We start from the raw sequence: 10,412 nt of genomic DNA, 5'->3' as shown, positions 1-10,412 counted from the left end.
GGTGCCACCAGCCCGGCTCAATGCGTCTCCCGTTGCTCACCTGCACGCCTGCTCATCGCAGAGGTCGAGGTAAAGGATCGGCTGATCGAGGCCGGGAAAACCGCAGTCTTGCCCGCGTGGGAACGTCCGGAAAGCTACGAGTGCACGACGACCGGGAAGCCCGGGGAGATGAGGGAGGCCGTCTCGGTGGCCGCGGCGAGGATCTCGTCGTCGGTCAGGTCGAGCCCGTGCGAGCCCATGACCGCGAGGTTGACGCTCATCATCGCCATCCTGATCTTGAGCCGGTCCAGCTCCGACGCGCCCGGCTCGGCCAGCAGCGACGAGATCTTCTGCAGGCGGTCCAGCGCGCCGCCGTGGTCGGGCTTGAGGTCGCGCAGCGCGGCCTGGTTGGCGATGGCGAACCGGGCGAAGCCGAGGCCGTCGTCCATGATGAGGCCGAACCAGCCGGCCGCTATCCTGGCCGAGCGCTCCGGCGAGTGCGGCTGCCCCTCGGCCCATTCGATGAGCGCGTCGAGCGTGGTCAGCCGGTCTTCGAACAGGCTGCGGACGATCGCTTCCTTGCTTTCGAAGTGGTAGTACAACGCGGCCTTGGTGATGTCGAGCTGCTCGGCGATCTGCCGCAACGACGTGGCCTCGTAGCCGTGCACGGTGAACAGGTCCAGCGCGACGCGCCGGATTTCGGCGCGCCGGTCGCCCGCTGCCTTGCGTTGCTGCGCCATGGGCGTGGCTCTCCTGGTTGCTCGATCGATCCGCGGGTCCATGATAACCCGTTGCTTACCTTCCGGCCGGTCAGTACTCTCACTACTGACCGGCCGGAAAGTAAGTTGACCATCCCGTGAAGGATCCCGCCCCATGACGACAGAGACCACCGGCGAGGCCGCCCCGCCCGACACCGCGGCCGCGGCCACGGCGCCCGCCCAGTTCACCCACCGGCAGATCATGGTCACCATGAGCGGCCTGGTCATCGCGATGCTCCTGGCGATGCTGGACAACATGATCGTCGCCCCGGCGCTGCCCACGATCGTCGGCGACCTCGGCGGCCTGAGCCACCTCGCCTGGGTGACGACCGGTTACATCCTCGCCTCGACGGCGTCCACCCCGATCTGGGGCAAGCTCGGCGACCTCTTCGGGCGGCGCATCGTCTTCGTCTCGTCGGTCGTGGTGTTCCTCGCGGGCTCGGCGCTGGCCGGGATGTCGCAGAACATGGGCGAGCTGGTCGCCTTCCGCGCCGTGCAGGGCCTCGGCGCCGGCGGCCTGATGGTCGGCGTGCTGTCGATCATCGGCGAGATGATCCCGCCGCGGGAACGCAGCAAGTACATGGGCCTGATGATGGCCGTCATGCCGGTCGCGATGATCGGCGGCCCGCTGGCCGGCGGCTTCATCACCGACAACTTCTCCTGGCGCTGGGCCTTCTACGTCAACCTGCCGCTCGGCGCGGTCGCACTGGTGGTCTGCTGGCTCACCCTCGCCAAGCTCCCCCGCGGCACCGGCAAGGCGCGCATCGACTGGCTCGGCGCCGGCCTGCTGACCGTGTGGATCACCACGCTCGTCCTGATCACCAGCTGGGGCGGCACGCAGTACGACTGGGCGTCACCGCAGATCCTCGGCCTCGCCGTGGTGACCGTGGCCGCGTTCATCGCCTTCGTGATCGTGCAGCGCCGGGTGGCCGAGCCGATCATGCCGCTGCGGGTGTTCGGCAACGTCAACTTCACCCTCTCCGGCGGGCTGGCGTTCATCTCCGGCTTCGCGATGTTCGGCGCGGTCACGTTCCTGCCGCAGTTCCAGCAGTTCGTGCAGGGCTCGTCGGCGACCAACAGCGGGCTGCTGCTGATGCCGATGATGATCGCGGCCATGGTCGTCTCCCTGGCCAGTGGCGCGATCATCAGCAAGACCGGGCGCTACAAGATCTTCCCGATCATCGGCGGCATCCTGCTCACCGCGGCGCTCGCCCTGTTCGCGACCCTGGACATCGACACGTCGAAGACGACGACCGCGATCTACATGGTCGTGCTCGGCGCCGGGATGGGCTGCCTGATGCAGACGTCCACGCTGATCGCGCAGAACAGCATCGAACTGCGTGACATCGGCGCGGGCACGGGCGCGGCGACCTTCCTGCGCAACATGGGCAGCTCGCTCGGGGTGGCGCTGCTGGGCGCGATCTACACCAGCTCGCTGAGCACGTCCCTCACCGGGGGCGCCGGCTTCTCCGCGAGCGGCAACCAGATGACCCCCGCCATCCTGCACAAGCTGCCCGAAGCCGCGCAGCACATGTTCAAGGTCGCCGTCACCGACAGCCTGGGCACGATGTTCATCGTGGCCGCCTCGGTCGCGGCGGCGGGCATCGTCATCGCGTTCTTCGTCCGCCAGATCCCGCTGCGGGGCCGCGCTCCCGCCGAGACGGCGCTCCAGGAAGTCTGACGACTCGGTGAGCGTTCCGATCGGAACGCTCACCGAGTCCGTCCGTCATCGCAGCTTCGTCGGCGGTGTGGTGCCGGTCCGTTCGTCGCCGTAGCTCAGCCAGGTGCCGATCGGAGCACGCTGACCGACGCCCGGACGGCTGTAGTCGCACACGCCGCCTGGGAACGCCGCCCGCAGCCGGGTCCGCTCCGCTGTCGTGAAGGTGACCGGGTAGTCGCGGAAGTTCAGCGGCTGGAGCCGGCACTTCAGCACGTCGAGGGACAGGCTCTCCCCCGCGACCATCCGGGTGTTGGCCGCCACCGGATACTGCGCGCCGCACTGGCCGCTCGCCGGGTACGTCAGCTTCTCGGTGATCCGCGACGTGGCGGAGAGGTAACACCCGTCGCCGAGATCGCCCGGCCGGTTTGCCAGCACCTTCTGCTGGTGGCTCCGGTGTGAGCCGTCGGCGTCGATCGCGGTGAGCCAGCGGTCCATCGCGTCGAGCTCGTAGACACTGGCGGCCGCCGCTTCGGCGCCGGTGGCGTGGTTTTCGATGATGACCTGGTTGCCCGCGGTGCCGTTGGCCCGCAGAAGCCGTTGCCGCATCACGTAAGACCACTCGGTGGTGTGGATGTCGTTGCCGAACCCGGCCAGGTCGAGATCGGTCCGCTGGTCGATGATCGGCGTCTCCCGCAAGCCCTGCGACGCCGAGTTCACGAGGTCGTCCGCGTACACCGTGTTGAGTGCCTTCGGGTCGGCAGCGATCCGCTGCGCCACGGGCTTTCCGGTGTAGTCGAGGCCGCCGATCGCGGCGTTGAGGTCCACGAACTGCGCCGCGGTGATCGTCCCGGCCTTCAACGCGGCCAAGCCGTACTGCACCCCGGTGGTGTCCAGCGGGCTGCGCACGAACCCGGTCTTCGGGTCACGGCCGATCTGGTTGGCCAGCTGCTCGTTCGAGTTGCACTTCACGCCGCGCGGGTTGGTGACCGGATCCCAGCGTGCCGCGACCGGGATGGCCGCGTTGCAGCTGTCGGTCGCGGTGGCGCGGCTGGCGAAGGTCTGGTCCCAGGAGACGCAGGTGTCGTAGCTGGTGAAGCCGGCGACGGCCTGTTTCTGCGCCGCGGTGAACGACGCGCCCGCCCCGGCGAAGTACCGGTCCAGCAGGCGGCAGTCCGACACCGGGCCGCCGGTGCTCAGCGGGTCCGGGAACGAGACGCCGGGGATGATGCCGTCGACGATGCCGGGGTAGTTCTCGGCGATGTCGTACTGCTGGATCGCCCCGCCCGAGCCACCCCAGCCGATGGTGTGGGCGACCGGGCCGTAGGTCTCGACGAAGTGCTCCTTGACCATCATCGCCGCTTCGGCGGAGATGATCGGGCTGCAGTTGTTGTCGAGCACGTTCAGGCTCGACGACGTGACCGCGTAACCCTGGGCCAGGAACAGGTCGTTGACGACCCCGCCGGTCGAGTTGCCCTGGTGGTAACCCGCGTTGCAGCCGCCGCCGAAGGTGTAGACCAGCTTCCCGTTCCAGCTCTTGTCCGGCGCGACGGGCGACGGCGCGCCGTCGTAGAGCGCCGCCATCTCGTAGACGGCGCGGTCGATCGTGCCGCGCTCGACGCGGACGACGTACGGCACCGCGTGCCCGCCGACCGTGGCCGTCGCGAGGTCCGCGGGCCGGGTCGCCGGGTCCGCCAGCGGCGCGAACGCCCCGGCGGTGGTCTTGTACTGGTAGCTCACCTGGGTCGGCGCGCTGCACAACGGCTGGGACGCCGCGGGCAGGCCGAACGCCTGGGTCTCGCAGTAGAACGGGCGCTGCTGCGAGCCGGAGAAGACGGGCCCGGTGATCGGATGGTTCGTGACACGCAGGCTCGCCCGCTGGTCCGGACCGTGCCCGGTCGTCCGGGCGCTCAGGTCGTTGGCCCCGTCGCGCAGGCCGGTGACCAGGCCGAGCAGGCTGCCGTCCGGCTGGGCGTGGAAGCTCGAGGTGACGTCGTGGCCGTTGTCGCTCACGGTGACCCGCGCCCTCGCCGGCGGGACGACCTTGACCAGCACCTGTCCCCCGCTGACGAGCGCGGGCCGCGGGTTCGACACCGTCTCGATCGTCAGCTGCCGCCCGGGCGGAGCGCCGGCCACCGCGGTCGCGGTCCCCATCAGGAGGACGGGTGCGGTCAGGGCCGCCACCACGACGGATGAGCGCAAAGTACGGTTGGCCACCAGACACCCCGCTCGCTTGTGGCATCGCGTCATCGCGACACCGGGCAGCTGCCGGTATAGCACCTGCGGCCCGGCCGGAACAACATCCGGTATCCGTTGTGGAAGAACCGAAAAGTCCGGTTCGGACGCTGGGACCGGCACCCGGGCGAGCGGTCCGGGGCCTTCGCCGACCGGTACCCGAACCGGCCCGGCGGTGGGGGCCGCATCGCCCGAGCGGACTAATTGCCTGGTGGAAGGGGGTAAAGCTGATTGACCCGCCGCACCGTTGGGTACTTCTGCGGCACAGCGAAACCCACCGGCCGCGGCGCCTTTCGCCGGATTGCCGCACGCCTCGCCCACCCGGAGACCATCATGAACGACTCAGGAGCTTGGCACGACCAGTTGCAGCGTCAGCAGGAAGCGATCCAGCGCAAGCGCCGGGAAACCGCCACGACCGGCACCGTCACCCCCACCCGGTGACGGCGGTCAGTCCACAAAGGAGTATCGGCCCGAGGCCCGCCTTTCCCCGTCCGCAGCGGGGTTCAGGCGGGCCTCGTTCATGGCGGCCCGAGTGATCCGGCAGGTCACCGCAGGCCGGCGGTCGGGCCCAGCAGCTCGGTGAACACCGTGATCGCGCGGTCGATGGCGTCGTCGTCGACTCCGGCGTGGGTGACCGCGCGGATGCGGTCGGTGCCCAGCTCCTCCACCTTGATGCCGCGGCGGCGGGCCGCCTCGATCAGGGTGCGGGTGGTGTAGCGGTCGTCGCGGACCTTGAAGAACACCATGTTCGTCAGCGGCGGGCCCGGGTCCAGCCGGACGCCCGGGACGCGCGAGAGGCCACGGGCCAGGCGGGCTGCGCGGGCGTGGTCGTCGGCCAGGCGCTCGGTCATCTCCGTGAGTGCGACGATGCCGCAGGCCGCGATCATCCCGGCCTGGCGCATGCCGCCGCCGAGCATCTTGCGCATCCGGCGGGCCGCCGCGATCGTCACGCGGTCGCCGACCAGCACCGAGCCGATCGGCGCGCAGAGACCCTTCGACAGGCAGATCTGCACGGTGTCGGCGTGCTTGGCGATCTCCGCCGCGCTGACGCCCAGCGCCACCGCGGCGTTGAACAGCCGGGCGCCGTCGAGGTGCAGGGCGACGCCGTGCGACCGGATCAGCCGCGACACCTCGCTCAGGTAGTCCAGCTGCAGCGGCAGCCCGCCGCAGCGGTTCTGCGGTGTCTCCAGGCTCAGCACCGCCGGCGGCGCGATCTGCGGGTCGCTGCGGTCGACCGCGAGCGCCTCGGCGATGGCGGCCGGGTCGATGGTGCCGTCGGCGAGGTTGGGCAGCGGGTCGTAGACGATGCCGCCGCACAGCGACGCGCCGCCCGCTTCGTAGACGTAGACGTCGGACTCGTGGCCGACGATCGCCTTGCCGCCGCGCGGGCAGTGGGCCAGCAACGCGGTCAGGTTGGCCATCGTGCCGCTCGGCATCAGGCAGCCGGCCTGCTTGCCGAGCAGCTCGGCCGAGAGCTGTTCGAGGCGGTCCACGGTCGGGTCCTCGCCGTAGACGTCGTCGCCGAGCGGGGCGCGGGCGACCGCCTCCAGCATGGCCGGGGTGGGCAGGGTGAAGGTGTCGCTGCGGAGTTCGACGTGCGTGCCCTGGGCGGGCACGGCTTCCGGGCGCAGGGTCGCGAGGTCGTCGGCGAAGGTCGTCACAACAGGCTCCTAAGAGGTCAGCGGGTGGCCATGCGGTCGCGGAGGCTCCGCGGGCGCATGTCGGTCCAGACGGCGTCGATGTGGGCGAGGCACTCGTCACGCGGGCCGGTGACGCCGGCGCTCAGCCAGCCGGGCGGCAGGTCGCGGCCGGCGGGCCAGATCGAGTACTGGTCCTCGTCGTTGCGGACGACGGTGAACGTCATGACGTGCTCCGGGTGTCGATGAGCGAGCGGACGGCGTCGTCGAGGCCGATCTCGGCCTGGCTCCAGCGCCAGCGGCGTTCCTCGACGGCGGCGCGGATGCGGGCGAACGCCGTCTCGGCCTCGGTGACGGCGGCGAGCACGGAGTCCCGCGCCGGGCCGCCACCGTGGGCCGCGTGCTGGGCGACCTCGGCCGGGTCGAGCGCCGCGAGGACGTGCTCGGGCTGCCCGGCCAGCCGCGTCCGGGCGATTTCGTGCAGCGGCAGCCCGGCGTCGAGGGCCTCCTTGGCGATGGCGCCGACCTCGTGGTGCGCCTGCCGGAACGGCATCCCGGCGTCGACGAGCCGCTCGGCCAGGTGGGTGGCCGCGGTCTGGCCGTCGACGGCGCGTTCGTACATCCGCTCGGGCACCGGTTCGGCGCCTTCGACGACCAGTCGCAGCAGGACGACCGCGTCGGTGGCCGCTTCGAGCGCCGACCACGCCGGGGCGACGGCTTCGGTGCCGACGGCGATGGCGTTGGTGAACCGCGCGGTGGCCATCGCGCTCGCCGACGCGGTGAACGCGCCGAGCGGCGCCAGCGCCCGGCCCTGGACGTGCTCCAGCAGGAACGGGTTGCGCTTCTGCGGCATCATCGAGCTGGACCCGACGACGTCGTCGGCCAGCCGCAGCAGCCCGGCCTCGGCGCTGGTCCAGGCCTGCAGGTCGTGCGAGACGCGGCAGAGCAGCACCCCGAGCACGGTGGCCGCGGACAGCTGCCGCAGCACCAGGTCCCGCGACGCGACGGCGTGCAGCGAGTTCGCCAGCGGCGCCGCGAACCCGAGCAACGCCGTGGTGCGGTGCTGGTCGACCGGCAGCGACGTTCCGCCGACCGCGCCCGCGCCGAGCGGGTTCTGGTCGAGCTCCGCGCCGGCCTGCCACAGCCCTTCGACGTCGCGCACCAGCGCGCTCGCCACCCCGGCCAGGTAGTGGCCGTAGGTGATCGGCACCGCGGGCTGGTGGTGGGTGTAGGCGGGCATGGTGACGCCGGCCCAGCGCCGCGCGCGTTCCAGCAGGGCGCGGCCGAGGGCGTCGGACTCGGCGAGCAGCCGCTCGTGCGGTTCCCGCAGCCGCAGCCGCACGACGGTGGCGTTGAGGTCGTTGCGGGACCGTCCACTGTGGAGGATCCCGCCGACTTCGGCGCCGAGGGTGTCGATCAGGTAGGACTCGTAGGCGAGGTACCGGCCGCGGGGCGCGGGGACCTCGTGCAGCGGCGCGAACCGGTGCGCCCGCAGGTCTTCGATGCCGGCGAGGAGCTCGGCGGCGCGGCCGGCGTCGACGATGCCGCGTTCGGCGAGCATCACGACGTGGGCGCGGTCGACCTGGCTGATCAGGCCGAGCTCGGCGGCGACCGGGTCCGCCGCGGGGGCGGTGTCGCGGTCGAAGAGGATCTCCCGCGCCGCGGCGGCGACCGGGCTGCTCAGCCGTCCGGTGCCACTGCTGCTCGGTGCCGGTCGTGAGTGGTAATGCGGGTCAGAACCCGCATTACCACTCACGAGGCCGCTGGAGGCGATGGTCATCGGGGTGCTCCTTCCGGGGTTTCCGGGTGGGGTGCGGGACCGTCCGGGTCCCGTTCGTCGCCCGCGCGGTCGGCGTGGGCTTCGGCGGTCTGCGCGACGGTGGCGATCAGGAACCGCAGCGTCATCGGGTTTCTCCTCGGGGGATCAGGGCGGCGCGCAACCGGTTCAGCCCCGCCACCGCGGCCGCGCGGCCGGCGCGGGGCCGGTCCGCGACGGCCAGCACGTACCCGGCCCGGTCGCGGTAGTCCCGGGCCGGGCGGACGACGGTGCCGTCCGGCCGGGACAGCCGGGCTTCCACCACTCCGGGCACGGCGCCGGCTTCGGCGACCGCGTCCCCCGCCGCGACCACCGACGCCGACGACGCGGTCAGGAACCGCAGCGAGGCGCACACCCGCCGGTCCGGCCGCAGGTGCGGGTCGTCCCCCAGCACCGCCGCCACCTGCGCCGCCACCAGGTCGACGCCGGTGGCCGCGCGGACCAGTTCCGGGATCATCCCGCCCGCCAGGCGGGGGTTGACCTCCATCAGCCGCGGGCCGTCCGGCGTGAGCCGGATTTCGACGTGCGCGGCCCCGAACCCGAGGCCTAGCGCGGCCACCGCGGCCCGTGCGGTGTCGGCCAGCGCGGTCTCGTCCGCGGGTGGCAGCGCGGCCGGGGCGTCGTGGCCGACCTCGACGAAGAACGGCGCCGGCCCGAGGTGCTTGCGGACGATCGCCACGACGACGTCGCCGAACAGCTCGACCGAGTACTCCGGCCCGCTCGCGTACGGCTCCACCAGCACCTGCGCCGGCACCGGCAGGCCGCGTTCGTTGTGGGTCACCGAAAGCAGCGCCGCCGCCTGGGAGGCCACCGATTCGGGTGTCTCGCACCGCAGCACCCCGACGCTGCCCGAGCCCTCGGCCGGCTTGAGCACCACGGGGAACTCGGTGGCCGCCGCGACGGCCGCGGCCACCGACGTCACGACCGTGCACTTCGGGGCCATCGCCGCCAGCGCGGCCCGCTGGTGCGCCTTGTTGCGGCAGTCGGTGACGGCGTCCGGGTCCGGGCCGGGCAGGTCCAGCTTCGCCGCGATCCGCGCCGCGACCGGGATGAAGTACTCCGAGCTGGTCGTCACCCCGGCTGGTTCGCCGATGTCGGCGGCGAGGACCGCGCACGGGTCGGCCGTGTCGCACTGGACGACGCGGACGCCGTCCTCGGCCGCGTACGGGTAGCGGTGGGGGTCGGCCGCCGCCAGCACCGGCTCGTAGCCGAGCTCGCGGGCGCGGCGGGCGAACAGCCGGCCGGTGCCGGTGGTGTTGCTTTCGACGAGCAGCAGGGTGCGCATCACGCCGCCACGTCGGGAACCAGGCGGCGCCGGCCCCAGTTCAGCCAGCTCCACGAGCCGCCGGGCTCGGTGGGGGCGACGACCTCGTACGGCTCGGCCGCGCCCGGGTGGGCCAGGCCCTGGGCTCGCAGCCAGTCGTCGGAGTAGACGGTGTCCTGGTAGCGGTAACCCTCGTCCGGCAGCAGCGCGACGACGGTGGCGTCCGGGTGCTGCCGCGACCACCAGTCGGCCACCTTGAAGGACGCGCCGCTGGTCGGGCCCATGAACAGGCAGTGCCGCGCGTACAGCTCGCGGGTCGCGGCGAACGCCTCCGCGGCGCCGATCCAGTGCACCTGGTCGTAGCTTTCGTGCGCGACGTTGGGCGGCACCAGGCTGTTGCCGAGCCCGCGCAGCACGCGCGGGCCGTCGGGCTGGCCGAAGATCGCGCTGCGCTGGGTGTCGACGCCGATCAGGTTCAGCTCGGGGGCGAGCATCCGCAGGAACGAGCTGGTGCCGGACGTCGACCCGCCGGAGCCGACCGCGCCGACCAGGCAGTCCGGCACGCCGATCGTCTCGGCGAGCTGCTCGGCGACCAGCGCGTAGGACGCCGGGTTGTCGGGATTGCTGTACTGGCCCGGCACCCAGTGGTTCGGGTACTCCGCGCGCAGCTCCTCCAGCCGGTCGAGCCGGGCGCGCTGGAACCCGCCGACCGGGCTGGGCTTCGGGCAGATCTCGACGCGGGCGCCGAGGTGCTCGAGCCGGCGCTTCAGCGGCGCGTCGATCGCCGGGTCGCCGACGATCGTGAGCGGGTAGCCGCGCAGGCGGCAGACCATCGCGAGGCCGAGGCCGAAGGTGCCCGACGACGTCTCGAGCACAGTGGTGCCGGGGCCCACTTCGCCGCGTTCCTCGGCGCGGTCGAGCATGAACCGGGCGGGCAGCAGCTTCATCAGGCCGAAGGCGGCGACGTGGAAGCCGGGCCGGATGCGGATGATCCGGGGCAGCTCGGTGGCTTCCACGACGGACCGGCTGACAGCGTGGCTGAGGGGAGCGGCAAGGGTCATCGGAC

At 72.1% G+C, this 10,412-nt stretch carries 10 protein-coding genes; 2 read left to right on the top strand and 8 right to left on the bottom strand.

Annotated elements, in window-relative coordinates:
• Positions 1-134: 134 nt before the first annotated feature.
• Positions 135-719: a TetR/AcrR family transcriptional regulator gene (locus OHS58_RS12775; RefSeq protein WP_326953261.1), complete on the bottom strand. Its 585-nt coding sequence runs from the start codon at positions 717-719 to the stop codon at positions 135-137.
• 133 nt (positions 720-852) lie between these two features.
• Here OHS58_RS12775 and OHS58_RS12770 point away from each other — a divergent pair, with 133 nt between their 5' ends.
• Positions 853-2,418 carry an MDR family MFS transporter gene (locus tag OHS58_RS12770; protein ID WP_328648346.1) on the top strand — a complete coding sequence of 522 codons (1,566 nt, stop codon included), beginning with the start codon at positions 853-855 and terminating at the stop codon, positions 2,416-2,418.
• 45 nt (positions 2,419-2,463) lie between these two features.
• On the opposite strand, the gene OHS58_RS12765 is transcribed toward OHS58_RS12770, so the two are convergent.
• The gene (locus tag OHS58_RS12765; RefSeq protein ID WP_328648345.1) at positions 2,464-4,548 is read right to left on the bottom strand and encodes a DUF6351 family protein; all 2,085 of its coding nucleotides are present in this window, start codon (positions 4,546-4,548) and stop codon (positions 2,464-2,466) included.
• Between the two features lie 312 nt (positions 4,549-4,860).
• On the opposite strand from OHS58_RS12765, the gene OHS58_RS12760 reads away from it, so the two are divergent.
• Positions 4,861-5,070 carry a hypothetical protein gene (locus OHS58_RS12760; RefSeq protein ID WP_326949658.1) on the top strand — a complete coding sequence of 70 codons (210 nt, stop codon included), beginning with the start codon at positions 4,861-4,863 and terminating at the stop codon, positions 5,068-5,070.
• Positions 5,071-5,174: 104 nt separating this feature from the next.
• Here the strand turns inward: OHS58_RS12760 and OHS58_RS12755 are convergent, their stop codons facing one another.
• From OHS58_RS12755 to OHS58_RS12730, 6 genes are read right to left on the bottom strand one after another with little or no spacing between them, the layout of a single operon-like run.
• Positions 5,175-6,290 carry a GntG family PLP-dependent aldolase gene (locus tag OHS58_RS12755; RefSeq protein WP_328648344.1) on the bottom strand — a complete coding sequence of 372 codons (1,116 nt, stop codon included), beginning with the start codon at positions 6,288-6,290 and terminating at the stop codon, positions 5,175-5,177.
• Positions 6,291-6,307: 17 nt separating this feature from the next.
• Complete coding sequence (locus OHS58_RS12750) at positions 6,308-6,493, bottom strand: MbtH family protein (RefSeq protein ID WP_326953257.1); 186 nt, start codon at positions 6,491-6,493, stop codon at positions 6,308-6,310.
• A complete protein-coding gene (locus OHS58_RS12745) occupies positions 6,490-8,046 on the bottom strand; it encodes an argininosuccinate lyase (protein ID WP_328648343.1) in 1,557 nt (518 codons plus the stop codon). The genes OHS58_RS12750 and OHS58_RS12745 overlap by 4 nt, the downstream gene beginning before the upstream one ends.
• Positions 8,043-8,171, bottom strand: a complete 129-nt coding sequence (locus OHS58_RS12740; RefSeq protein WP_256474751.1) for a hypothetical protein — start codon at positions 8,169-8,171, stop codon at positions 8,043-8,045. The genes OHS58_RS12745 and OHS58_RS12740 overlap by 4 nt, the downstream gene beginning before the upstream one ends.
• On the bottom strand, positions 8,168-9,367 hold the full coding sequence (locus OHS58_RS12735; protein WP_328649799.1) for an ATP-grasp domain-containing protein: 1,200 nt from the start codon (positions 9,365-9,367) through the stop codon (positions 8,168-8,170). The genes OHS58_RS12740 and OHS58_RS12735 overlap by 4 nt, the downstream gene beginning before the upstream one ends.
• Positions 9,367-10,407, bottom strand: coding sequence for a pyridoxal-phosphate dependent enzyme (locus OHS58_RS12730; RefSeq protein WP_328648342.1), 1,041 nt, complete (start codon positions 10,405-10,407; stop codon positions 9,367-9,369). The genes OHS58_RS12735 and OHS58_RS12730 overlap by 1 nt, the downstream gene beginning before the upstream one ends.
• Between the last annotated feature and the right edge of the window lie 5 nt (positions 10,408-10,412).

Origin of the sequence: Amycolatopsis sp. NBC_00348 (assembly GCF_036114655.1) — a bacterium.
Classification (GTDB): domain Bacteria; phylum Actinomycetota; class Actinomycetes; order Mycobacteriales; family Pseudonocardiaceae; genus Amycolatopsis.
This window is presented reverse-complemented; position numbering and strand designations above follow the sequence as displayed.

What these genes read in the sequence shown, in the direction of transcription:
- OHS58_RS12730 (WP_328648342.1), bottom strand. Translation starts at nt 10,407, where the DNA reads ATGACCCTTGCCGCTCCCCTCAGCCACGCTGTCAGCCGGTCCGTCGTG.
- OHS58_RS12775 (WP_326953261.1), bottom strand. Translation starts at nt 719, where the DNA reads ATGGCGCAGCAACGCAAGGCAGCGGGCGACCGGCGCGCCGAAATCCGG.
- OHS58_RS12735 (WP_328649799.1), bottom strand. Translation starts at nt 9,367, where the DNA reads ATGCGCACCCTGCTGCTCGTCGAAAGCAACACCACCGGCACCGGCCGG.
- OHS58_RS12765 (WP_328648345.1), bottom strand. Translation starts at nt 4,548, where the DNA reads ATGGGGACCGCGACCGCGGTGGCCGGCGCTCCGCCCGGGCGGCAGCTG.
- OHS58_RS12745 (WP_328648343.1), bottom strand. Translation starts at nt 8,046, where the DNA reads ATGACCATCGCCTCCAGCGGCCTCGTGAGTGGTAATGCGGGTTCTGAC.
- OHS58_RS12740 (WP_256474751.1), bottom strand. Translation starts at nt 8,171, where the DNA reads ATGACGCTGCGGTTCCTGATCGCCACCGTCGCGCAGACCGCCGAAGCC.
- OHS58_RS12770 (WP_328648346.1), top strand. Translation starts at nt 853, where the DNA reads ATGACGACAGAGACCACCGGCGAGGCCGCCCCGCCCGACACCGCGGCC.
- OHS58_RS12750 (WP_326953257.1), bottom strand. Translation starts at nt 6,493, where the DNA reads ATGACGTTCACCGTCGTCCGCAACGACGAGGACCAGTACTCGATCTGG.